Genomic DNA, 23,598 nt, shown 5'->3' on the forward strand with positions numbered 1-23,598 from the left:
CAGCTCCTACCGGCTTACTCTCCTTCTTTTTCCTTGATCGGCGCGGGCGGTGGACGCAGACCGATTTCTGCCGTGAGCTTGAGCTCTTTACCGTTGCGCATCACCTGAATGGTGACCTTGTCGGTCGGCTTGATTCGCGCCACCTGGTTCATCGAGCGGCGACCGTCGCCGGCCGGTTCACCGTCGATGCTGAGGATCACGTCGCCCAGTTGCAGGCCGGCCTTCTGTGCCGGGCCGTCACGGAAAATCCCCGCGACCACAATCCCTGGACGTCCCGACAGACCAAACGATTCCGCCAGTTCCTGACTCAACGGTTGCACTTCGATGCCGAGCCAGCCGCGAATCACTTGGCCGTGTTCGATGATCGATTTCATCACTTCCATCGCCAGTTTGACCGGGATCGCGAAGCCGATGCCCTGAGAACCGCCGGACTTGGAGAAGATCGCCGTGTTGATGCCGGTCAGGTTGCCGTTGGCGTCCACCAGCGCACCGCCGGAGTTGCCGGGGTTGATCGCGGCGTCGGTCTGGATGAAGTCTTCGTAGTTGTTCAACCCGAGCTGGTTGCGCCCGGTGGCGCTAATGATGCCCATGGTCACTGTCTGGCCGACGCCGAACGGGTTGCCGATGGCCAGGGCCACGTCGCCGATACGGATATTGTCGGAACGGCCGACGGTGATCGACGGCAGGTTTTTCAGGTCGATCTTCAACACCGCGAGGTCGGTTTCCGGGTCGCTGCCGATGACTCGGGCCAGGGTTTCACGACCATCCTTGAGCGCCACCACGATCTGGTCGGCACCGCTGGTCACATGGTTGTTGGTCAGCAGGTAACCTTCCGGGCTCATGATCACGCCCGAACCCAGGCTCGACTCCATACGCTTCTGCTTGGGCGAGTTGTCGCCGAAGAAGCGGCGGAACTGCGGATCTTCGAACAGCGGATGGCTGGGCTTGTTGACCACTTTAGTGGTGTACAGGTTGACCACCGACGGCGCGGCCGTGGTTACCGCGTCGGCATAGGACACTGGCCCCTGCTGCAGACCGAGGGTTTGCGGGGCTTGCTGCAGATTCACGTCCAGGCTCGGTAGCCCGACCCATTGCGGGTAACGCTGCATAATCAATAGAGCGATAAGCACGCCGGCCAACAGCGGCCAGCCGGAAAAACGCAGCGCCTTGAGCATTAAGCACGTCCTACAGAGGTTGCAGGCGGTGTGAGACCGCCCATAATGTCGCGCATTATACGAGGCCGAGCGCGCCTCTGAACGGGATATTTAGGAGTCTTTTATGGCCGTCGCCCTGAGCACCCTGGTCGAAGAAGCCGACCGCTACCTGGCAAGTGCGAAGATCGCCGATTACTGCCCCAACGGTTTGCAGGTCGAAGGCCGGCCGCAAGTGATGCGCATCGTCAGCGGGGTTACTGCAAGCCAGGCGTTGCTGGACGCCGCGGTAGAGGCCCAGGCCGATCTGGTGCTGGTGCATCACGGCTATTTCTGGAAAGGCGAGAACCCGTGTATTACCGGCATGAAGCAGCGCCGGTTGAAAACCTTGCTCAAGCACGATATCAGCCTGCTGTCCTATCACTTGCCGCTGGATTTGCACCCGGAAGTCGGGAACAACGTGCAGCTTGCCCGGCAACTGGACATCACCGTCGAAGGCCCGCTGGATCCGGACAATCTGAAAGTCGTTGGCCTGGTCGGCTCGTTGAGCGAACCGATGACCCCTCGCGATTTCGCCCGTCGCGTGCAGGAAGTCATGGGGCGCGAGCCGTTGCTGATCGAAGGCAGCGAGATGATTCGTCGGGTCGGCTGGTGCACCGGTGGCGGCCAGGGTTACATTGATCAGGCGGTGTTGGCCGGCGTCGATCTGTACCTCAGCGGCGAAGCCTCCGAGCAGACGTTCCACAGCGCCCGGGAAAACGACATCAGCTTCATCGCCGCCGGTCACCACGCCACCGAGCGTTACGGTGTGCAGGCTTTGGGCGATTACCTGGCGCGACGTTTCGCCCTCGAGCACATCTTCATCGATTGCCCGAACCCTATCTGACGGGCGGATTTTTGATGAACACCCCCGGATCAAATGTGGGAGCGGGCTTGCTCACGAAAGCAGTATCTCAGTCAACATCTGCGTTGAATGTGAATCCGCATTCGCGAGCAAGCCCGCTCCCACGCAGATCCTCGAACACCCGAACGGGCAGGTATATTCATATACCCTTTCGATCTAGCCAGCGTCCTGATTAGAAGGGGGCGCTGTGCTAGGATTCCCCGCTCGAACACGGCCCGCAGGCCGTCCATAAGATCGTTTTCGTGAGTAGCCATGGTCGACAAACTGACGCATCTGAAACAGCTGGAGGCCGAAAGCATCCACATCATCCGCGAGGTCGCCGCCGAGTTCGATAACCCGGTGATGCTGTACTCCGTCGGTAAAGACTCCGCCGTGATGTTGCACCTCGCGCGCAAGGCATTCTTCCCGGGCAAACTTCCGTTTCCGGTGATGCACGTCGACACCCAGTGGAAGTTCAAGGAAATGTACGCGTTCCGCGACCGCATGGTCGAAGAGCTCGGCCTGGACCTGCTGGTGCACGTGAATCCCGAGGGTGTTGCGCAGGGTATCAACCCGCTCACCCACGGCAGTGCCAAGCACACCGACATCATGAAGACCGAAGGCCTTAAACAGGCCCTCGACAAGTACGGCTTCGATGCGGCATTCGGTGGTGCCCGTCGCGACGAAGAGAAATCCCGGGCCAAAGAGCGCGTGTATTCCTTCCGTGATACCAAGCACCGCTGGGATCCGAAAAACCAGCGTCCCGAGTTGTGGAATGTCTACAACGGCAAGGTCAACAAGGGCGAATCGATCCGCGTATTCCCGTTGTCGAACTGGACTGAGCTGGACATCTGGCAGTACATCTACCTCGAAGGTATCCCGATCGTGCCGCTGTATTTCGCAGCCGAGCGCGACGTTATCGAGATGAATGGCACTTGGATCATGATCGACGACGAACGCCTGCTCAATCACTTGAGCGACGAAGACAAGGCGCGCATCGTCAAGAAAAAGGTCCGTTTCCGTACGCTGGGCGACTACCCGTTGACCGGTGCGGTCGAGTCCGAGGCCACCAGCCTGACCGACATCATTCAGGAAATGCTCCTGACGCGAACTTCCGAACGCCAGGGCCGAGTCATCGATCACGATGGCGCAGGTTCGATGGAAGAAAAGAAACGTCAGGGTTATTTCTAAGGGGTTGTCATGTCGCACGCATCTGATTTGATCAGCGAGGACATCCTCGCCTATCTGGGCCAGCACGAACGCAAGGAAATGCTGCGCTTTCTTACCTGTGGCAACGTCGACGACGGCAAGAGCACCCTGATCGGGCGCCTGCTGCACGACTCCAAAATGATCTACGAAGATCATCTGGAAGCCATCACCCGCGACTCGAAAAAAGTCGGCACCACCGGTGAAGATATCGACCTGGCGTTGCTGGTCGACGGCTTGCAGGCCGAGCGTGAGCAGGGCATCACCATTGATGTCGCCTACCGCTATTTCTCCACCGCCAAGCGCAAATTCATCATCGCCGACACCCCCGGCCATGAGCAGTACACACGCAACATGGCCACCGGTGCATCCACCTGTGACCTGGCGATCATTCTGGTCGACGCCCGTTACGGCGTGCAGACCCAGACCCGTCGCCACAGCTTTATCGCCTCGTTGCTGGGCATCAAGCACATCGTTGTCGCCATCAACAAGATGGACCTCAACGGCTTCGACGAAAGCGTGTTCGAGTCGATCAAGGCCGATTACCTGAAGTTCGCCGAAGGCATCGCGTTCAAGCCGACCACCATGGCGTTCGTGCCGATGTCCGCGCTCAAGGGCGACAACGTCGTGAACAAGTCCGAGCGCTCGCCGTGGTACACCGGCCAGTCGCTGATGGAAATCCTCGAAACCGTCGAAATCGCCAATGACCGTAACTACACCGATTTGCGTTTCCCGGTGCAGTACGTCAACCGTCCGAACCTGAACTTCCGTGGTTTTGCCGGCACCCTGGCCAGCGGCATCGTGCACAAGGGCGACGAAGTCGTTGTGTTGCCGTCGGGCAAGAGCAGCCGTGTGAAATCCATTGTCACCTTCGAAGGTGAGCTGGAGCATGCAGGTCCTGGTCAAGCGGTGACGCTGACCATGGAAGACGAAATCGACATTTCCCGCGGTGACTTGCTGGTACATGCCGACAACCAGCCGCAGGTGACTGACGCCTTCGACGCCATGCTGGTGTGGATGGCCGAAGAGCCGATGCTGCCGGGCAAGAAATACGACATCAAGCGCGCCACGACTTACGTGCCGGGTTCGATCACCAGCATCGTCAATCGCGTGGACGTGAACACCTTGGCCGAAGGGCCGGCGAGCTCGCTGCAACTGAACGAGATCGGTCGGGTCAAGATCAGCCTCGACGCCGCCATCGCGCTGGACGGTTACGACAGCAACCGCACCACCGGTTCGTTCATCGTCATCGATCGACTGACCAACGGTACGGTCGCGGCCGGCATGATCATCGCCCAGCCGTTGAGCCATGGCACCAGCACCCATCACGGCAAACTGGCTCACGTGGCTACCGAAGAACGTGCCCAGCGCTTTGGTCAGCAACCGGCCACCGTGTTGTTCAGCGGCTTGTCGGGCGCTGGCAAAAGCACCCTGGCTTACGCCGTTGAACGCAAGCTGTTCGACCTGGGTCGTGCGGTGTTTGTACTCGATGGCCAGAACCTGCGTCACGACCTGAATAAAGGTCTGCCACAGGATCGTGCCGGGCGTACCGAGAACTGGCGTCGTGCGGCGCACGTTGCGCGTCAGTTCAACGAAGCCGGTTTGCTGACATTGGCAGCCTTCGTTGCGCCGAGTGCTGAAGGTCGTGAGCAGGCCAGGGAACTGATCGGCAAGGAGCGTCTGCTGACGGTGTACGTCCAGGCCTCTCCGACGGTCTGTGCCGAGCGTGATCCGCAAGGTCTGTACGCGGCAGGTGGCGACAACATCCCGGGCGAATCCTTCCCGTACGACGTGCCACTGAATGCCGATCTGGTGATCGACACCCAGTCGCTGTCGCTGGAAGAAAGCGTCAAGCAAGTGCTGGATCTGCTGCGTCAGCGTGGCGCGATCTAAGCGTTAGCTGCAAATAAAAAACCCGCAGATGAGTGATCGTCTGCGGGTTTTTTGTGTCCTGCGATATTCAATGTGGGAGCGGGCTTGCTCGCGAAAGCGGTGTGTCAGTCAATATAAATGTTGAATGTCAGCCAGCCTTCGCGAGCAAGCCCGCTCCCACACTGGATCAGTGTTTGTCTGGAAATTCGCGATGCATCTGCCCCAGCAGCGCATCCTTGTCATTCCACAGCTGATTGATCCAACCCTGAAACTCGAGCCGATATGCACCGTCCTGGTCGTAGTTCTTGCCGACGAACTGCGGTGGAATCTTCAGCTCCTGAAAGTGCACCACCACATCCTTCACGTTTCCACAGAGCAAATCCCAATAGCCCGGACGACCGGCCGGGTAGTGGATAGTTACGTTGATGATGGCTTCCAGCTGGTCGCCCATGGCATCCAGCACGAAGGCAATACCGCCCGCTTTCGGCTTGAGCAGGTAGCGAAACGGTGAGCTCTGCTGTACGTGCTTGCCCTCGGTGAAGCGCGTGCCTTCGACGAAGTTGAAAATCCCCACCGGGTTATTGCGGAACTTGTCGCAGGTCTTGCGGGTGGTTTCCAGGTCTTTGCCTTTCTTCTCTGGATGCTTCTCCAGATAGGCCTTGGAGTAACGCTTCATGAACGGAAAACCGAGCGCCCACCACGCCAGACCAATCACCGGCACCCAGATCAGTTGCTGTTTGAGGAAGAACTTCAGCGGGCGGATGCGACGGTTGAGCACGTACTGCAACACCATGATGTCGACCCAGCTCTGGTGGTTGCTGGTGATCAGGTACGAGTGCTGATAGTCCAGGCCTTCCAGCCCGCTGAGCTGCCAACGCGTGTGCCCGAGCAGATCCATCCAGGCCTTGTTATTGCTGATCCAGGTTTCGTGGATGTGGCCCATCAGCCAGTCGGTGAAACGCTGGGCGGCGGGGAAGGGCAGCAGCAGTTTGAAGATCGCCACCACGAACAGCGGCGTGCAGCAGACAATCGTGTTCAGCGCCAACAACAGCGAGGCGATCACGCCGCGCAGGGGTGCAGGTAGAAAATCCAGCATTTAAACATCCATAGGTCGGTTGGCAGCCTGGATCGCGGTCAACGCGATGGTGTAGACGATGTCGTCAACCTGCGCGCCGCGCGGCAGGTCATTCACCGGCTTGCGCAGGCCTTGCAACATCGGCCCGAGGCTGACGCAGTCGGCGCTGCGCTGCACGGCTTTGTGGGTGGTGTTGCCGGTGTTCAAGTCGGGGAACACGAACACCGTGGCACGCCCGGCCACCTGACTGTTCGGCGCCAGTTGTCGGGCCACGGTTTCGTTGGCGGCGGCGTCGTACTGCAACGGGCCGTCGATCAACAGCGAGTTTTGCTGTTCGTGGGCGAGCAACGTGGCCTCGCGAACTTTCTCGACTTCTTCGCCGCTGGCCGACTCGCCACTGGAGTAGCTGATCATCGCTACCCGCGGAGTGATGCCGAACGCCGCCGCCGAATCGGCGCTTTGCAAGGCGATCTCGGCCAGTTCGCTGGCGCTCGGGTGCGGGTTCATCACGCAGTCACCGTAAACCAGCACTTCTTCCGGAAACAGCATGAAGAACACCGAAGACACCAACGTGCAGCCCGGAGCCGTTTTAATAAGCTGCAGGGCCGGACGGATGGTGTTGGCGGTGGAGTGAATGACCCCGGACACCAGCCCGTCGACTTCATCCAGCGCCAACATCATGGTGCCGATCACCACGGTGTCTTCCAGTTGTTGCTCGGCCATCGGCGCGTTGAGGCTTTTAGTCTTGCGCAGCGCAACCATCGGCTCGACGTAACGCTCGCGGATCAGGTCCGGGTCGAGGATTTCCAGCCCCGGCGGCAACTCGATGCCTTGGGCGCGGGCGACGGCTTCGACGTCTGCCGGTTTGGCCAGCAACACGCAACGGGCAATGCCGCGCGCCTGACAGATCGCCGCGGCCTGCACGGTCAACGGCTCGCTGCCTTCGGGCAACACGATGCGCTTGTTGGCGGCTTGGGCGCGCTGGATCAGTTGATAACGGAACACCGCTGGCGACAGACGCATTTCCCGTGGCGTGCCGCAGCGCTGGTGCAGCCAGTTGGCGTCGAGGTGGCTGGCGACGAAATCGGTGATGATCTCCGCACGTTCGCGGTCGTCGATCGGGATTTCCTTGTTCAAGCCGTTCAACTGGTTGGCGGTGTCGTAGGAACCGGTGCTGACCGACAACACCGGCAGGCCGGCCTGCAAGGCGCCACGGCACAAATCCATGATGCGCGGGTCGGGCAGGGTGTCGCTGGTCAGCAACAGGCCGGCCAGAGGCACGCCGTTCATCGCCGCGAGGCTGACGGCGAGGATGATGTCGTCGCGATCGCCGGGGGTTACCACCAGCACACCGGGTTTGAGCAGCTCCACAGTGTTGCGCACGGTGCGGGCGCAAATGATGATGTTGGTCATGCGCCGGGTTTCGTAATCGCCGGCGTTGAGCACCTGAGCGCCCATCAGATCGGCCACGTCGCGGGTGCGCGGCGCATTCAGTTCGGGCTGGAACGGGATGCAGCCGAGCAGGCGAAAATCGCCACTGCGCAGTAACGGCGAGTGTTCCTTCAGGCGCGAGGCGAAGGCCTCCATGCTTTCGTCGGTCTTGACCTTGTTGAGGATCACGCCCAGGACTTTCGGGTCTTTCGGCCCGCCGAACAATTGCGCCTGCAACTCCACCCGGCCGGACAGTTCGGTCAGCACTTCGTGTTCCGGTGCCGATACCAGAATCACGTCGGCGTCGAGGCTCTTGGCCAAATGCAGGTTGACCCGCGCCGCGTAACTGGCGCTGCGGGTCGGGACCATGCCTTCGACGATCAGCACGTCCTTGCCGACAGCGGCTTGCTGATAAAGGGTGATGATTTCTTCGAGCAGTTCGTCCAGCTGACCGTCGCCGAGCATCCGCTCGACGTGGGCCAGGCCCAGTGGCTGAGGCGGTTTCAAACCGTGGGTGCGGGCCACCAGCTCGGTGGAGCGTTCAGGGCCTGTGTCGCCCGGGTGCGGCTGGGCAATGGGTTTGAAAAAGCCGACTTTGAGACCGGCCCGCTCAAGTGTACGCACCAGCCCGAGGCTGATGGAGGTCAGACCCACACCAAAATCGGTGGGCGCGATAAAAAAAGTTTGCATGCGGATTCTCTGGAAGTGCATGTGGGCAGCCGTGGCCGCCAGGTGATCATCTATATCTGACGATCTACCGAAATTCAGTCGTCAAGGTTATCGCTAACCGAGCCTTGTGCGCACCATCCGCAATCAAAGGGCTGGCCTATTTTTTCATTACGCAGCGAAGGGTCCAGCACCCAGGCCCGGGATTGCCACGGGGGCTGGTGCCGCAGGTGTTGGGTATGGCCGCAGGAAAGCTCGGCTACCCAGTGGCCATCCTCATCCTGATGAAAGCCTGTGATGGTCGAAGCTTGCGTCGCGCCCCGTCTGTCCGGGTTGTGTTCGCTTTCGGGCGATTGCTTCGCTAAACTTGGTCTTTCTATATTCTTATGCAAAAGGTCTCGCCCCATGCTGATCGCCGCCAATAAGGCTGTCTCCATCGACTATACCCTGACCAACGACGCTGGTGAGGTCATCGACAGCTCCGCCGGCGGCGCGCCGCTGGTCTACCTGCAAGGCGCAGGTAACATCATCCCGGGCCTGGAAAAGGCACTGGAAGGCAAAGCAGTCGGTGACGAACTGACTGTCGCCGTAGAACCTGAAGATGCCTACGGCGAATACGCTGCCGAACTGGTCAGCACTTTGAGCCGCAGCATGTTCGAAGGCGTTGACGAGCTGGAAGTGGGCATGCAGTTCCACGCTTCCGCTCCGGACGGCCAGATGCAGATCGTCACCATTCGCGATCTGGACGGCGACGATGTCACTGTCGACGGCAACCACCCGTTGGCTGGTCAGCGCCTGAATTTCCAGGTCAAGATCATCGACATCCGTGACGCCAGCCAAGAAGAAATCGCTCATGGTCACGTCCATGGCGAAGGTGGCCATCACCACTGATTTTCTGCGCTAAGCTCAGAGAGCTGGAGAGGCGCCTGAGGGCGCCTTTTTAGTCCGCGGCTGTCCTTGATGGCACCGCCAAGTGGCTGTTTCGAGAAGAACACGAGAATTTGGAGTTCGTCATGAGTGCTTTTCACGACCTTAAACTGACAGCCCTGGATGGTCAGGAGCTACCTCTGGCGCCCTTCAAGGGGCGTGTCGTGCTGGTGGTCAACGTCGCCTCCAAATGTGGTTTGACCCCACAGTACGCGGCGCTGGAAAACCTCTACCAGCAATACAAGGACAAGGGTTTCAGTGTGCTGGGCTTGCCGTGCAACCAGTTTGCAGGGCAGGAACCGGGCACCGAGCAGGAGATCCAGGCATTCTGCAGCCTCAACTATGGCGTGACCTTTCCGTTGTCCAGCAAGCTGGAAGTCAACGGTCATGAGCGTCATCAGTTGTATCGCCTGCTGGCGGGCGAAGGCGCGGAATTTCCGGGCGACATCACCTGGAACTTCGAGAAATTCCTGCTGGGCAAGGACGGTCGCGTATTGGCGCGGTTCTCGCCTCGAACGGCGCCGGATGATCATGCTGTCATCCAGGCGATCGAAAAAGCGCTGAGCTGACATCCCCCTGTAGGAGCGGGCAAGCCTCAATGCCAGTCAGTTAAGCGCAATCCATGTGGGAGCGGGCTTGCTCGCGAAGACGGCGGCACAGTAAACATTGATGTTGCCTGACCCACCGCTTTCGCGAGCAAGCCCGCTCCCACAGGTTTCGCACCTTAACTGACTGGCATTAGGGCAAGCCTCGCTCCTACAATATTTCCTAGCTTTTAGACCTTAATCACCGCAATCAATAGTGCTGTTCAAGCCTTGCGACTCTCCATATTATCGCCGTCATAAAGTCTATATCCCGTGGAGCGTCCCATGCCTGTCAAAGCCCTGTTCAAGCCTTTTCACCTAGGCGCTCTCGAGTTGCCGACCCGCGTCGTCATGGCGCCGATGACCCGCTCGTTTTCGCCGGGCGGCGTGCCCAACTCCAAAGTGATCGAGTACTACCGTCGTCGCGCCGCCGCCGGGGTTGGGCTGATCATCACCGAAGGCACCACCGTCGGTCACAAGGCCTCCAATGGCTACCCGAACGTGCCGCACTTCTATGGTGAAGCGGCATTGGCCGGCTGGAAGAAAGTCGTCGACGCGGTGCATGCCGAGGGCGGCAAGATCGTTCCGCAACTGTGGCATGTGGGCAGCGTGCGCCGCATCGGCACCGAGCCGGACGCCAGCGTGCCGGGTTACGGTCCGTCAGAAAAATTGAAGGACGGTCAGGTCGTGGTTCACGGCATGACCAAGGAAGATATCCAGGACGTGATTGCCGCATTCGCCCAAGCCGCCAAAGACGCTCAGAGCATCGGCATGGACGGCGTGGAAATCCACGGTGCCCACGGTTATCTGGTGGACCAGTTCTTCTGGGAAGGTAGCAACCAGCGCACTGACGAATATGGTGGCAGCCTGGCCAATCGTTCGCGCTTCGCCATCGAACTGATTCAGGCGGTGCGTGCCGCGGTCGGTGAGGGTTTCCCGATCATCTTCCGTTTCTCCCAGTGGAAGCAGCAGGACTACACCGCGCGGTTGGTGCAAACCCCGGAAGCCTTGGGTGAATTCCTCAAGCCATTGTCCGACGCTGGCGTGGACATTTTCCACTGCTCGACGCGACGTTTCTGGGAGCCGGAGTTTGACGGTTCCGAACTCAACCTGGCGGGCTGGACCCGCAAGCTCACCGGCAAGCCAACCATCACCGTCGGCAGCGTCGGCCTGGACGGCGAGTTCCTGCAATTCATGGTCAACACCGACAAGATCGCCCAACCGGCCAGCCTGGAAAAACTGCTGGAGCGCTTGAACAACGATGAGTTCGATCTGGTGGCCGTGGGTCGTGCATTGCTGGTGGACCCGGACTGGGCGCAGAAAGTGCGGGACGGTCGTGAGGAAGACATCCTGCCGTTTAGCCGTGAGGCTTTGATGACGCTGGTTTAATGTGGCGAGGGGGCTTGCCCCCGTTGGGCCGCGAAGCGGCCCTGAAATCTCAAAATATGTTTCATCAGGCACACGGTGTGCGCTGGTTTTACAACTGCTTCGCAGCCGAACGGGGGCAAGCCCCCTCGCCACGAGGATCGTGACAAGCCCCGCGCAACTGCCCTTCGAACTGCTCGATAATCGCCGCCCACCCCTGACGACTCGCATGCTGGCGCGCATTAAGACGCACGCAGCGCAAGGTTTCGCGCTCCTCCAGCAGCCAGCGTGCCGCATCGCAGAACGCCTCTTCATCCCCGGGCATGGCCAGTACGCCGTTGTAGCCATGGCGAATATGCTGCGCCGCCGCAGCCTGGTCATACGCCACCACCCCCAGCCCCGAGGCCAATGCCTCAAGCACCACATTGCCGAAGGTTTCGGTCAGGCTTGGAAACAGAAACACATCCCCCGACGCATAGTGACTGGCCAAGGCTTCGCCGCGTTGTGATCCGCAGAAAATCGCCTCGGGCAATTCTTTCTCCAGCATCGATCGTTGCGGACCGTCTCCGACCACAATCAATTTCATTTTTCGCTGTGGATAAGTCATTTTCAGCGTGTCGAAACTGCGCTTGAGCAAGCCAAGATTCTTCTCCTGGGCCAGGCGTCCTACGTGGATGAAGGCAATATCATCCTCGGCCAGTCCCCATTGCTCGCGCAGCGGCTTCAGTCGTTTGGCCGGATGAAACAACTGGCTGTCGACGCCTCGAGAGAGCAGCGCCAGGCGCTCGAAACTGCGGCGTTCCAGTTCCAGTCGCTGGCTGGCGCTGGGCACCAGGGTCAGGGTCGAGCGATTGTGAAACCAGCGCAGGTAGTGAGTCAGCAAACGCGTCAGCAGCCCGAGGCCGTACTGGCTTGAGTACTGTTGAAAATTGGTATGAAAGCCGCTGACCACCGAAATCCCCAAGCGCCGTGCCGCGCGCAACGCCGACAACCCCAGCGGTCCTTCGGTGGCGATGTACAACACATCCGGACGATGACGTTTCCAGCGCCGCAGCAGCTTGTGCATCGACGACTGACCCCATTGCAGGCCGGGATAACCCGGCAGCGGCCAGCCTCGACACAACAGCAACTCATCATTGTTGCCCATAAGCGGGTCGCCACCCTGACGTGGCCGCACCAATTCGACCTGATGCCCGCGCGCGCGCAAACCGTCGAACAAGCGACCAAGGGTATTGGCCACGCCGTTGATTTCCGGAGGGAAGGTTTCGGTGATCAGGGTGATATGCAGAGTTGTCGTCATGACCTCAGTGTCGGCTGAGGCCATGTCGTCATTGTGACGGTTGGGTGATGGATTTGTGACGCGATTAACGGCGTTCTGCCACCAGATTCTCCGCGCCACGCTCACGTACCCAGAACAGCGTCGCCCCGGCCACTGCCGCCGGCATCATCAGAATGTTGACCACCGGAATCAGCAACACCAGATATACGCTGCCGCCGAAGCCGAGGCTCTGCCAGCGCTTTTGCCGCAGCCAGGCGAGCATTTCGTTCCAGCCGAGTTTGTGGTTATCCGCCGGGTAGTCGATGTACTGGATCGCCATCATCCACACCCCGAACAGCAGCCACAGCGGCGCGGCGATGATGTTGACCACCGGGATGAACGACAGGATGAACAGCCCGATGGCTCTGGGCAGGAAGTAGCCGAGTTTGCGCATTTCCCGGGACAGGGTGCGCGGGATTATGGCGATCAGTTCGCCCCAGCTGAAGGCCGGGAAGTCGTCGGTGCCGCGCACCACCACTTCGACCTTCTCCGCCAGGAAGCCATTGAATGGCGCAGCGATGACGTTGGCCAGCATGGTGAAGGTGAAGAACACCATCAACACCACCAACACGACGAATATCGGCCAGAGAATATAGCTGAGAAAGCTCAGCCAATCGGGCAGGGACGGCATCAGCGTATCGACCCACATACTGAACTGATGGCCGGCCAGATAGATCAATCCGACGAACAGCACCAGGTTGATCGCCAGCGGCAACAACACGAACAAGCGCAGGCTTGGGCTCAGGACCAGCTTGAGGCCCTCGCGCAGGTATTGCGGGCCAGACAGAACGGGGGCGGGCATAACGTGCTCCGAGCAAAGGGTAAACGCGCCGACCTTACCGGCTTTGCCTGACAGGCGAAAGTGCGGTAGCGGCATCGACATTAACTGTAACAAAGGCGTCTATAAATTCACTGCAATGGGATAGAGACCGCCTATGAGCTGGATTGTTAAACCGTATTTCCTTAATCTTCGCCCCCTCGATACGCTGCACCCATTCTTTTACAGGACTGTCGAGCCCAAGCCTTCCCCAAGTGTTTTCAACGGTCCTTTTTTATTCCCGCCGGCAATCCGGCGTTCCGCGCCCAGTGTTTCGGGCCCGGTCAACAGGAGCAGGTCATGTCTGAAGTTCGTCATTCGCGAGTGATTATTCTCGGTTCCGGCCCTGCCGGTTACAGCGCCGCGGTCTATGCCGCCCGTGCCAACCTCAAGCCACTGCTGATCACTGGCATGCAGGCTGGCGGCCAGCTGACCACCACCACCGAAGTCGACAACTGGCCGGGTGACGTCCACGGCCTGACCGGCCCGGCGCTGATGGAACGGATGAAAGAGCACGCCGAGCGCTTTGAAACCGAGATCGTGTTCGATCACATCAATGCCGTGGACTTCGCCGCCAAGCCGTACACCCTGATTGGCGACAGCGCGACTTACACCTGCGACGCACTGATCATCGCCACCGGCGCCAGCGCCCGCTACCTGGGTCTGCCGTCGGAAGAAGCGTTCATGGGCAAAGGCGTTTCGGCCTGCGCGACCTGCGACGGTTTCTTCTATCGCAACAAGCCAGTGGCTGTGGTGGGTGGCGGTAATACGGCTGTGGAAGAAGCCCTGTACCTGGCCAACATCGCCAGCACCGTCACCTTGATCCACCGTCGCGAAACGTTCCGCGCCGAGAAGATCCTGATCGACAAGCTGAATGCCCGGGTTGCCGAAGGCAAGATCGTCCTGAAGCTGAACTCGACTTTGGACGAAGTCCTGGGCGACAACATGGGCGTGACCGGTGCTCGCCTGAAGAACAACGACGGCAGCTTCGACGAGCTGAAAGTCGACGGCGTGTTCATCGCCATCGGCCACACCCCGAATACTTCGTTGTTCGAAGGCCAGTTGACGTTGAAAGACGGCTACCTGGTTGTGCAGGGCGGCCGTGACGGCAACGCCACTGCGACCAACCTCGAAGGCATCTTCGCCGCCGGTGACGTGGCTGACCACGTTTACCGTCAGGCCATTACCTCGGCCGGCGCCGGTTGCATGGCGGCACTGGATGCCGAGCGCTACCTCGACGATCTGCAGAACGCTTGATTCTGATTCTGTAGAAAGCAAAAAACCGGCTTCGGCCGGTTTTTTTATGGGGGCGCAAACGCTCGATCAACAGTGTGGGAGCGAGCCTGCTCACGATAGCAGTGGGTCAGTCGATATCAATGTTGAATAAATCGCTATCGCGAGCAGGCTCGCTCCCACAGGTTATGCGTTGGCCGAAGTCGATTGCGATCAACTGCGAAACCGTTCCTGAACAAAGTCCATGACCTTCAACGACTGATAAATCGCATTGGCCGCAACCCGCCCGAACGGTCCACCATTCCAATCCAGCAGGTACGGCTTGAACAACTGATACCGCGCACTTTCCCCGCACACGGCTTCGGCGATGACCCTGCCGCCAATCGAGCCGGTATTCAGGCCATGGCCGCCAAACGAGGTACAGGCCCAGACGCCCGGTTCCAACAGCCCCAGGTTAGGCATTTTGTTGGTGGAATAGCCCATCAGGCCCGACCAGGCCAATTCGATTTTTACCGGCGCCAGTTGTGGATACACCGAGACCATGTCCGCCTTGAGCATGTCCGCCAAGGCTTTTTCGTTCTGTTCGTTGCGGGTGGTGATGCGTCCGCCCCAGAGCAGGCGGTCGCCTTCGACCACGCGGTAATAGTCCGAGGCGCGGCGGTCGTCGGAGAAGGCGGCGCCGGAGTCGAGGACGTTTTTGATCGAGTCGCCCAGGTGTTCGGTCAGTACCACGTAGGTGGCGATGGGCAGGTAGGCGCGGCTGAGTTTCTGCAATTCCGGGCCGCCGTAACCGCCGGCGCAGAACACCAGGTCCTGGCAACGCACGGAGCCGTGAGCAGTCTGGACAATTTTATCGGTGCCCTCGCGATGCCAGGCCAGCATTTTTGAGTGTTCGAAAATCTGCCCTCCAGCCGCTTCGATGGCGAGGGCCAGGCCCAGGCAATAATTCAGCGGATGAAAGTGCAAGGCGTTCGGGTCCTCGATGCCCTGGAAATAGCGCAGGGTGTGGGCCCGTTCGCGAACCTGGGTGGTGTCGAGGTAGTTGAGTTCATAGCCGAAGTCACGACGCATGGTGTCGATGTGGTTTTTCACGCCAGCGCTGTCGTCGTAACGCTTGACCCGAATCGTGCCGGCGGACGGATCGCAGCCGGTCAGAGCCAGTTCGGCGATGTTGTGGCGCACTATTTCCACGCCTTCGACGGACATTTGAAACAGCGCCTTGGCCTGTTCCAGTCCGAGTTTTTTGCGGATCGCTCCCGACCCTTCAGCCCAACCTGGCGAGACCACGCCGCCATTGCGGCCAGACGCGCCCCAAGCGACTTGATGGGCTTCGAGGATGACCACGTGTTTCCCGCGCCGGGTCAGTTCCAGGGCGGCGGTAAGGCCCGCGATCCCGGCGCCGATGATGCAGACGTCGCAGGTGTCGTGGGTATTCAGTTCGGACCTGGCCGCGCGGGGCAACGAGGTTTGGGAGTACCAGGTGGTGGGGAAGGCCATGCTGAATCCTTGACTAGTTACCGGTCAATGAAGCGAACGCCTGGACATTGTGGGAGCGGGCTTGCTCGCGAAAGCGGCTTAACATTCAACATTAAGGGTCGACTGTCACTACGCTTTCGCGAGCAAGCCCGCTCCCACAGGACGGCGGTGGTTACTTAACCGTCGAGTAGTCCACGCCGTACCACTTGGTCGACAGTTTGGTCAGCGTGCCGTCCTTGTGCATCGCACCGATGATTTCACTGAGTTTGGCTTTCAACTCCGGGTCTCCCTTGTCGGTGGCGACGGCCAGTGGTTCGTAGAACACCACGCCGTTATCGATGGCCCGTAGCGGGTAATTTTTCTTGATGGCAGCTTCTAGCGTGCTGCGCTGAGTGAGGATGCCGTCGAGACGAACGCCATCGCCCAGGCGCAGGTCATCCAGCGGTCCGAGGGAACCGGCATAGGTCTTCATTTTCTTGGTCTGTACGTCGTACGCGACGGGCGGCATGTCCGTCGCTTCGATGGCCAGCGCCTGGTTCAGGTAATCCTCGGAAGTGGTGCCGCCTTCGACCCCGATCGTCTTGCCATTGAGAGCTTTGTGGTCGGTGAGTGTGGATTTGTTGTGAACCGCAAACACGTAGGGCACGTAGTAATAGGTCGCCGGAAAGTCGAGGATCCGTGCGCGACTTTTGGTGGCGGTCATCGAGCCCACGGACATGTCCCAGCGCCCGTTCCACTTGCCGGCGGTGATCACGTCCCAGTCGGGGGTGATGAACTTGACCGCGACGCCGAGACGCTTGGCGATCTCCTTGGAAACGTCGATGTCGAACCCGTCGATTTCATTCTTGTCGTTGATAAAACCCTGGGGTGGCCAGGTCGCAGAAGTGGCGACGGTCATGGTTTTGCTGCTTTGGATTTTGTCCAGTACGGCTCCGGCGTTGGCGGCGCCGACAAACAACAGAGACAGGGTGGCGGCGAGGGTTAGTACGTGTTTTTTACTGAGCATGTTCATCTCCACTTCTCGTTATTGTTATGCGGGGTAAGCAGTTCTCAGTGACCGATGATTTGCGACAGGAATTGCTGCGCGCGTTCGGTCTGCGGGTTGTTGAAAAATTCGGCAGGGGTGGCTTGTTCGATGACCTGGCCCTGGTCCATGAACAGCACGCGATCGGCGACCTTGCTGGCAAAACCCATTTCATGGGTCACGCAAATCATGGTCATGCCGTCGGTGGCCAACTCGCCCATCACGTCCAGCACTTCGTGGACCATTTCCGGGTCCAGGGCCGAGGTCGGCTCGTCGAACAGCATGACTTTGGGGTTCATGCACAGCGCTCGTGCAATCGCCACTCGCTGCTGCTGACCGCCGGACAGTTGCGACGGGTACTTGTGTGCATGCTCGGCAATTCGCACTCGCTCCAGATAAACCTGAGCGCGCTTTTTCGCCTCGGCGGACGACACACCTTGCACCAGTTGCGGGGCCAGGGTCAGGTTGTCCATCACGCTCAAATGCGGGAACAGGTTGAAGCTCTGGAACACCATGCCGATCTCCCGGCGTACGGCGCTGACACTGTCTGCCTCACTGGTGAGGGTGATGCCGTTGACTTGAATGTGGCCTTTCTGAAAATTCTCCAGATGGTTGATGCAGCGAATCATCGTCGACTTGCCCGAGCCCGACGGCCCGCATACCACCAGAATTTCACCCGTGGCGACGTTCAGGTCGACATCGCGCAACGCGTGAAAATTGCCATACCACTTGTTCAGGCCGGTGATGGAAATCATTGAGGGGCTGGTCTTCACAGCAGGTGCCCGGTCGAGTTGCTCAGCGGTATTGGTTCGAGTCATCACGCATCAACCCCTTGCAATGGATCGGTTGACCCGTTTTTCGATTCGCGCCTGCACCCGTTCGAGGATGAACGACAGGGCCCAGTAGATCATCGCGGCGGTGATCAGCATTTCCAGGTGGCGGAAATCCGCGCGCCCCTGAGTCTTGGCCAGGTACATCAGTTCCCAGACGCCGATCACCGACACCAGCGAACTGTCCTTGAGCATGGCGATGAACTGGTTGCCGGTGGGCGGGATAATCACCCGCAAGGCTTGCGGCATGATCACCCGGCTCAGGGTTTTGAACGGGTTGATGCCCAGCGCCCGTGAAGCTTCCCACTGACCCACCGGAATACTCTGGATGCCCGCACGGAAAATCTCCGTCATGTAGGCGCCGTAGCACAGCGACAACGCCAGGATGCCGGCCGGTACCGCATCGACCACATAGCCCAGCTGCGGCAGCCCAAGGTAAATCAGGTAGATCTGGATCAGCAGCGGAACACCGCGGAAGAACGAGGTGTAGAACGAGGCGATGGCATTGGCCAGGCCGTTGTTCGACAGCTTGGCCACGGCACCGATCAACGCCAGCACGAAGGCAATCACAATCGCGATGGCGGAGATGTACAGCGTGGTGGCAGCGCCCTGGATGATCAGGAAACCGATCTTGTCGAGAATGAAGCTGTAGGAAAGGTCGAAGGTGTCGAAGAATGCCAGGAACAGGATCAGCAATTCGATCCAGACCACGGTGGTCTGCACCTTGAACTTCAAGCGCCCGAGGACGTGGAAGTTCAGCGTACCCAGCGCGGCAATCGCCAAGCCAATGGCGATGTTGCGAGCGGTCAGGCCGTCCGGGGCGTTGCCCAACAGCGGATGCAGGAAATGACTGAGGGCGCTGTTACCCAGGTTCATCAGGTAGGAACCGAGGAACAGGACTACGGCTACGCCAAGCAGGAATTGAGGATCATTGGACTTTTTCTTATAAATTATATTGTCGTGATACATGACTGCCTCAGGGCTTGTAGGTGGTGGTGATCTCGCTTGGTAAAAGGGGTCTTTGGTCAGTATTGCGGCGCAAAATCGGGGACTGCAAGCGAACATAATTCGCTACGTCAGTCCCGGATCGCAGTTTGCTGTTCAGGAAAGCTTTGCCAGGCATGCCTCAAGGATATCCAGCCCTTCCTCCAGCACGGCGGTCTCCGTGGTCAATGGCGCCAGCAGCCGAATGATGTGGCGCGACTTGCCGCTGGGCATCAGCAGCAAGCCCGAGTCGCGCGCCAGTGCCAGCAGCTGTGTCAGTTGCGCCGAGGCCGGTGTGCCGTCGGCATTGATCAGCTCGATGCCGCGCATGGCACCTACGCCGGTCAAGCGGCCCAGATACGGTGACAGTTCGCGGGCGCGCCAGGATTCGTAGCGGCTGACAATCGCTTCTTCCTGTTGCGCACCCCAGCCGTGCAGATGCGCGTCAGTCATTTCGTCCAGGGTCGCCAACGCGGCGGCGCAGGCGATGGGGTTGCCCGAATAGGTGCCGCCCAATCCGCCCTTGGGCAAGTTATCGAGCAGTGACTTGCGCCCGACAACCGCCCCCAGCGGTACACCGCCGGCAATGCTTTTGCCCAGCAGGATCAGGTCCGGTTCAATGCCCAATCGCGAGAACGCAAACCGCTGGCCGGTACGGCCGAAGCCGGACTGGATTTCATCGGCGATCAGCAGGATGCCTTTGTCATCACAGAAACGTCGCAGCGTCTGGGCGAACTCCACGTCCATCGCCAGGAAGCCCGCTTCGCCCTGCACCGGCTCGACGATAAAACAGGCCACGTCATCAACGTCGATCTCAACGCTGAACAGCCGCTCCATGGCCTTCAGGGCCTCGGCGCAGGTCACGTCATTGTCTTTGCTGGGGAAGGGCAGATGGAACACCGGCCCCGGTAGCACACCGACTTTCTGCTTGTACGGCGCGACTTTGCCGTTGAGGTTCAGGGTGGCGAGTGTGCGACCGTGGAAGGCGCCGTCGAAGGCGATGACTGCCGTGCGCCCGGTGGCGCCACGGACGATCTTCAGGGCGTTTTCCGCCGCTTCCGCACCGCTGTTGGTGAGCATGCCGCTGACCGGGTAATCCACCGGGATAAACGCTGTCAGGCGATCCATCAGTTCGAGGTAAGGCACATGCGGTGCGGCGTTGAACGCGTAGTGAGTCAGCCGGGTGGCTTGTTCGCGAATGGCCTCGACGATGCGTGGATGGCAATGGCCGAGGTTCAGCACGCCGATACCACCGACAAAATCGATGTAGCGTTTGCCGTCGGAGTCCCAGACCTCGGCGTTTTTACCGTGGCTGAGCGTGACGGGGTGAACGATGTTGATTGACCGACTGATGTTTTCGCTGCTCATGGATACCGGACTCAGAAGAAGGGATGCTTCTTTTTATCTAAGCCGCGAGCAGCGGTGCCCGGCAAACGAAATAAAGTTGCCGGGTCAATATTAAAAGTCGGGATGTGGTTTCGGGATTGAAATATCAAAGATCAAAAGATCGCAGGCTTCGCCAGCTCCTACTGAAGAATGCGATCGACGTAGGAGCTGCCGCAGGCTGCGATCTTTTGATTTTGATCTTCGCTAGTCAGCGGCGAGTCAGCGGCGGCTGAGTGAACTTCACACCGGCCAGACCATGGGCAATCAACGCGCGGATATTGCCGTGATCGCTGCCTTCAGGCGTGGCCACCACCGAGCGGTAATGCTCGCCAAACGCCAACAGCGCTTCCTCATCGCTCAGACCTTCCAGCAATGCCAGACCCAGGGTCTTGCACGAACCTTCGTTCTGCCCGGCGGCGTTTTCCACACCGCCGTTATTGAAAGCCTGGGGCTGATAGTCGTAACCGGCGGCGATGAACGCCAAGGTATCGGCGAAAGCGTGTTCGCCGCTCTTGAGGCTGGCGCGCAGGGTGTTCAAATCACTCATTGGGTTTTCCTTTGGCGAACGCCGCTTGCTGGTCGGCGCTGGCTTCTTTCTGGTATTGGGCTTTCCACTCGGCGTACGGCATGCCGTAAACCACTTCGCGGGCTTCGTCGAGGCTGACGTCGATCTGGCGTTCGTCGGCAGCGGCCTTGTACCACTTGGACAGGCAGTTGCGGCAGAAACCCGAGAGGTTCATCAGGTCGATGTTCTGCACATCCTTGCGGCTGTCCAGGTGGGCAACCAGCCGGCGAAAGGCGGCGGCTTCAAGTTCCAGGCGTTGTTGATCGTTCATGATGGGCTCTGTGCAATCAAATCGTGGCGCGGATGATAAAAGCCTGGCGACCGATGCGCCAGACGCGGTCAACGGCTCGCGGCCAGGGTAATCGATACCGACTCGGCGAAGCGCAAGGCATGGGGCTTGTCGACTTCGACTTCGGCGTACAGTACCGACTCGTTGACCATGATCAGGTCCAGCAATTCCTGAGTCAGGCGCTCGAGCAAGGCAAAGCGATTGCCCTCCACGTGGGCGATGATCGCCTTGGTGATGGTGCGATAATTCAACGCGTGATCGATATCGTTGTCACGCACTGCATCCTGGGCGGCGTACAGAATGGTCAGGTTGATCAGCACATCCTGCTTGTTGAGGATCTCGTCCTCGTTGATGCCGATGAAAGTTCGCAAACACAGGTCCTTGACCCGGATGCGTGCCATTCCTGGTTGAAGTTGTGGCATTGCTACTTGCTCCGTCCAATCAATTGCAGGAACTCCTGGCGGGTATTACTCGACTCGCGGAAGGCGCCGAGCATCACCGAGGTGTTCATGGTCGAATTCTGTTTTTCGACGCCGCGCATCATCATGCACATGTGCTGGGCTTCGATGACCACCGCGACACCGGCGGCGTCGGTCACTTGCTGCACTGCGTCGGCGATTTGCCGGGTGAGGTTTTCCTGGATTTGCAGTCGGCGGGCGAACATATCCACAAGCCGCGCAATCTTCGACAGGCCCAGCACCTTGCCCGTTGGAATATAAGCCACATGAGCCTTGCCGATGAAGGGCAGCATGTGATGTTCACAGAGCGAGTACAGCTCGATGTTGTCGACGATGATCATTTCATCGTTGTCTGAGGCAAACAGCGCGCCGTTGACGATTTCTTCGACACTTTGTTCGTAACCATGACACAGGTATTGCATCGCCTTGGCGGCGCGAACCGGGGTGTCTTGCAGTCCTTCGCGGTCGGGATTTTCACCGAGGCCGATCAGGATCTCGCGATAGCTCTGTGACAGGGTGTTCTGAGGCAGGAATAACGTCATGGGACATCCTCGCGGGAGCGGCTTATTTGACGTGCCGTCCGCCGTTGACGGTCAGGGTCGTGCCGGTGACATAAGGGTTGTCGAGCAAATAGCGCAGGCTCTGGTAGATCACTTCGCTGCCGGGCTCAATGCCCAGTGCCGATTTGGCCAGAACCCTGGCGCGGTACGCCGCGTCGTCGTCGGGATTGAACAGTAGCAGGGCTGGCGCGATACCGTTGACCTTGATGCCGGGCGCGTATTTCGCGGCAAAGGACAGGGTCAGGCTGTCGAGCCCGGCTTTGCTGGCGCAGTAACCGATGTGCTTGCTGCTGCCCCTGCGGGTCACATCATCGCTGATGTGCACTATGTCGGCGGGGCTCGAGCGTTTGAGCAAATCGGCACAGTGCAGGTTGATCAGGTAAGGCGCCAGCATGTGCACGTTGAACATGCGGGTGAAGGCCGCGGCTTCGGAGCCTGGGGTTTCTACCTGCCATTCAGAAGCGTTATGGACGATCGCCCGCAAACTGTCGGTGTGGTTTTTCAGTTCGCCGATGAACGCAAGGATACTGGCCTCGCTGGAAAAGTCCGCAAACACCGCGGTCGCCCCCAGATCAAGCAGGGTTTGCACCCCCGGGCGTTCGCTGCGGTAGCTGAAAATGACCGGATGGCCGTCTTCGAGCAAACGCTGCGCACAGTGCAGGCCGACACGCTGGCCGGCACCGGTGATGAGGATTGGGGCTGCGGTAGAGGTCATGAACGGCTCGCGTCGCGGTAAGAGCAAAACTATACCAGCGACGGGAGTTGTTCACCTACGTCCTGCAAGGGTTACTGATTTTGGGGGTTGTGTTCGGCGGGCAACGGACGCGCAGATGGGGTGTGCAACCACCCGGTCAGCAGACGCGTCGACAGCGGAATGAAGAAATACACCATCAATGGCGTCAGGCACAGGGTGCTGACAAACACGCGGGTCAGCAAACTCGTTTCAACCAATAGCGGCCCGATGACAAAGTTGAACAGCAGGGACACCGGAAAGAACGCCAGCCAGATAGCCACGGCCTGTTTCCAGCGTGGGGGGCGTTGACCGACCGCACCGAACCAGCCATCGATGCCACTGACCCGATGCTCCGAAGGGTGGGCAAACAGATCACTGCCACGTCCCAGCCAGGCAGTGCGCGACGCGGAATGCTCCCAGGCGTGCATGGTCTGCTCGTCGGCGAAGCGGAAGATAATCTGGAATTCGTCATCGTCGGGCGGCGGAGCGAGCACGCCAGAGCCGAGGTAACCGGGGAAGTCGGTGGCCAGTTGTTCGCCTTCGCGCAGCCAGGCCATCAGGTCCTGATAACGCCCATCGGCGACGCGACGCGCCACCATCAGCGTGACGGGGGAGGTAGACATTTTGTATCTCCGTATTACAAACGCGTCGCTCCGGATAGGAGCTTCGCTGGACACAACGCCGGGGTAGTGGGCTGCATCCGGGAACAAGCAAGGATTATTCCTGATTCTGCGGATAACGTTAGTGACCTCGTCGGATATCAAC

General features: G+C 59.5%; 24 protein-coding genes. 7 read left to right on the forward strand and 17 right to left on the reverse strand.

Annotated elements, in window-relative coordinates:
- Window positions 1-14: 14 nt before the first annotated feature.
- Entirely contained in the window at window positions 15-1,175 is a 1,161-nt protein-coding gene (gene algW, locus KVG95_RS20080; protein ID WP_123719998.1) for a Do family serine endopeptidase AlgW, read from the reverse strand.
- A 103-nt stretch (window positions 1,176-1,278) separates the two neighbouring features.
- Between algW and KVG95_RS20085 the strand changes: the two genes are divergently transcribed.
- The 3 genes from KVG95_RS20085 (at window position 1,279) to cysN (ending at window position 5,133) form a co-directional block, all read left to right on the forward strand.
- Complete coding sequence (locus KVG95_RS20085) at window positions 1,279-2,037, forward strand: Nif3-like dinuclear metal center hexameric protein (protein WP_007901591.1); 759 nt, start codon at window positions 1,279-1,281, stop codon at window positions 2,035-2,037.
- A gap of 270 nt (window positions 2,038-2,307) precedes the next feature.
- Complete coding sequence (cysD, locus tag KVG95_RS20090; RefSeq protein WP_008008639.1) at window positions 2,308-3,225, forward strand: sulfate adenylyltransferase subunit CysD; 918 nt, start codon at window positions 2,308-2,310, stop codon at window positions 3,223-3,225.
- A gap of 9 nt (window positions 3,226-3,234) precedes the next feature.
- Window positions 3,235-5,133 carry a sulfate adenylyltransferase subunit CysN gene (gene cysN / locus KVG95_RS20095; protein ID WP_217857652.1) on the forward strand — a complete coding sequence of 633 codons (1,899 nt, stop codon included), beginning with the start codon at window positions 3,235-3,237 and terminating at the stop codon, window positions 5,131-5,133.
- A 166-nt stretch (window positions 5,134-5,299) separates the two neighbouring features.
- Here the strand turns inward: cysN and yihG are convergent, their stop codons facing one another.
- The 3 genes from yihG to KVG95_RS20110 all read right to left on the reverse strand — a co-directional run bounded on the left by yihG (window position 5,300) and on the right by KVG95_RS20110 (window position 8,721).
- Entirely contained in the window at window positions 5,300-6,208 is a 909-nt protein-coding gene (yihG, locus tag KVG95_RS20100) for a 1-acylglycerol-3-phosphate O-acyltransferase, YihG family (protein WP_217857653.1), read from the reverse strand.
- Window positions 6,209-8,308, reverse strand: a complete 2,100-nt coding sequence (gene pta / locus KVG95_RS20105; RefSeq protein WP_217857654.1) for a phosphate acetyltransferase — start codon at window positions 8,306-8,308, stop codon at window positions 6,209-6,211.
- A gap of 74 nt (window positions 8,309-8,382) precedes the next feature.
- The gene (locus KVG95_RS20110; protein WP_217857655.1) at window positions 8,383-8,721 is read right to left on the reverse strand and encodes a DUF3565 domain-containing protein; all 339 of its coding nucleotides are present in this window, start codon (window positions 8,719-8,721) and stop codon (window positions 8,383-8,385) included.
- On the opposite strand from KVG95_RS20110, the gene KVG95_RS20115 reads away from it, so the two are divergent.
- The 3 genes from KVG95_RS20115 (at window position 8,690) to KVG95_RS20125 (ending at window position 11,184) form a co-directional block, all read left to right on the forward strand.
- A complete protein-coding gene (locus KVG95_RS20115; RefSeq protein WP_007901600.1) occupies window positions 8,690-9,175 on the forward strand; it encodes an FKBP-type peptidyl-prolyl cis-trans isomerase in 486 nt (161 codons plus the stop codon). The two genes, KVG95_RS20110 and KVG95_RS20115, sit on opposite strands and share 32 nt — an antisense overlap.
- A 122-nt stretch (window positions 9,176-9,297) precedes the next feature.
- Window positions 9,298-9,780 (forward strand): glutathione peroxidase, encoded by a 483-nt coding sequence (locus KVG95_RS20120; RefSeq protein WP_052965554.1) that lies wholly within the window; start codon window positions 9,298-9,300, stop codon window positions 9,778-9,780.
- 300 nt (window positions 9,781-10,080) lie between these two features.
- The gene (locus KVG95_RS20125; protein ID WP_063341534.1) at window positions 10,081-11,184 is read left to right on the forward strand and encodes an NADH:flavin oxidoreductase; all 1,104 of its coding nucleotides are present in this window, start codon (window positions 10,081-10,083) and stop codon (window positions 11,182-11,184) included.
- An 88-nt stretch (window positions 11,185-11,272) separates the two neighbouring features.
- Here the strand turns inward: KVG95_RS20125 and KVG95_RS20130 are convergent, their stop codons facing one another.
- Together KVG95_RS20130 and cysZ are read right to left on the reverse strand one after the other, a co-directional pair.
- Window positions 11,273-12,484 (reverse strand): glycosyltransferase family 4 protein, encoded by a 1,212-nt coding sequence (locus KVG95_RS20130; RefSeq protein WP_217857656.1) that lies wholly within the window; start codon window positions 12,482-12,484, stop codon window positions 11,273-11,275.
- A gap of 40 nt (window positions 12,485-12,524) precedes the next feature.
- On the reverse strand, window positions 12,525-13,280 hold the full coding sequence (gene cysZ, locus KVG95_RS20135) for a sulfate transporter CysZ (RefSeq protein WP_217857657.1): 756 nt from the start codon (window positions 13,278-13,280) through the stop codon (window positions 12,525-12,527).
- Window positions 13,281-13,595: 315 nt separating this feature from the next.
- On the opposite strand from cysZ, the gene trxB reads away from it, so the two are divergent.
- Window positions 13,596-14,552, forward strand: coding sequence for a thioredoxin-disulfide reductase (gene trxB / locus KVG95_RS20140; protein ID WP_217857658.1), 957 nt, complete (start codon window positions 13,596-13,598; stop codon window positions 14,550-14,552).
- Window positions 14,553-14,741: 189 nt separating this feature from the next.
- Here trxB and KVG95_RS20145 read toward each other — a convergent pair whose 3' ends face one another.
- From KVG95_RS20145 to KVG95_RS20195, 11 genes are all read right to left on the reverse strand, one after another.
- Complete coding sequence (locus KVG95_RS20145; RefSeq protein ID WP_217857659.1) at window positions 14,742-16,025, reverse strand: NAD(P)/FAD-dependent oxidoreductase; 1,284 nt, start codon at window positions 16,023-16,025, stop codon at window positions 14,742-14,744.
- Between the two features lie 151 nt (window positions 16,026-16,176).
- Window positions 16,177-17,010, reverse strand: a complete 834-nt coding sequence (locus tag KVG95_RS20150) for a transporter substrate-binding domain-containing protein (protein ID WP_217857660.1) — start codon at window positions 17,008-17,010, stop codon at window positions 16,177-16,179.
- A gap of 44 nt (window positions 17,011-17,054) precedes the next feature.
- Window positions 17,055-17,783, reverse strand: a complete 729-nt coding sequence (locus KVG95_RS20155; RefSeq protein WP_123356100.1) for an amino acid ABC transporter ATP-binding protein — start codon at window positions 17,781-17,783, stop codon at window positions 17,055-17,057.
- A 69-nt stretch (window positions 17,784-17,852) separates the two neighbouring features.
- A complete protein-coding gene (locus tag KVG95_RS20160; protein ID WP_038978993.1) occupies window positions 17,853-18,827 on the reverse strand; it encodes an amino acid ABC transporter permease in 975 nt (324 codons plus the stop codon).
- A gap of 132 nt (window positions 18,828-18,959) precedes the next feature.
- Entirely contained in the window at window positions 18,960-20,210 is a 1,251-nt protein-coding gene (locus tag KVG95_RS20165; RefSeq protein ID WP_217857661.1) for a 2-aminoadipate transaminase, read from the reverse strand.
- A 226-nt stretch (window positions 20,211-20,436) separates the two neighbouring features.
- Window positions 20,437-20,775 (reverse strand): HopJ type III effector protein, encoded by a 339-nt coding sequence (locus tag KVG95_RS20170; protein ID WP_217857662.1) that lies wholly within the window; start codon window positions 20,773-20,775, stop codon window positions 20,437-20,439.
- The gene (locus tag KVG95_RS20175; RefSeq protein ID WP_018927179.1) at window positions 20,768-21,064 is read right to left on the reverse strand and encodes a DUF1244 domain-containing protein; all 297 of its coding nucleotides are present in this window, start codon (window positions 21,062-21,064) and stop codon (window positions 20,768-20,770) included. Before KVG95_RS20175 ends, KVG95_RS20170 begins: the two co-directional genes overlap by 8 nt.
- Window positions 21,065-21,132: 68 nt before the next feature.
- Complete coding sequence (folX, locus tag KVG95_RS20180) at window positions 21,133-21,504, reverse strand: dihydroneopterin triphosphate 2'-epimerase (RefSeq protein ID WP_007901645.1); 372 nt, start codon at window positions 21,502-21,504, stop codon at window positions 21,133-21,135.
- A 2-nt stretch (window positions 21,505-21,506) separates the two neighbouring features.
- The gene (gene folE, locus KVG95_RS20185) at window positions 21,507-22,082 is read right to left on the reverse strand and encodes a GTP cyclohydrolase I FolE (protein WP_095055672.1); all 576 of its coding nucleotides are present in this window, start codon (window positions 22,080-22,082) and stop codon (window positions 21,507-21,509) included.
- A gap of 22 nt (window positions 22,083-22,104) precedes the next feature.
- Window positions 22,105-22,815, reverse strand: coding sequence for a dihydromonapterin reductase (gene folM, locus KVG95_RS20190; protein WP_217857663.1), 711 nt, complete (start codon window positions 22,813-22,815; stop codon window positions 22,105-22,107).
- A 71-nt stretch (window positions 22,816-22,886) separates the two neighbouring features.
- Window positions 22,887-23,456: an antibiotic biosynthesis monooxygenase gene (locus KVG95_RS20195; protein ID WP_052965545.1), complete on the reverse strand. Its 570-nt coding sequence runs from the start codon at window positions 23,454-23,456 to the stop codon at window positions 22,887-22,889.
- Window positions 23,457-23,598: the final 142 nt, after the last annotated feature.

This window comes from Pseudomonas farris (assembly GCF_019145235.1).
GTDB lineage: Bacteria > Pseudomonadota > Gammaproteobacteria > Pseudomonadales > Pseudomonadaceae > Aquipseudomonas > Aquipseudomonas farris.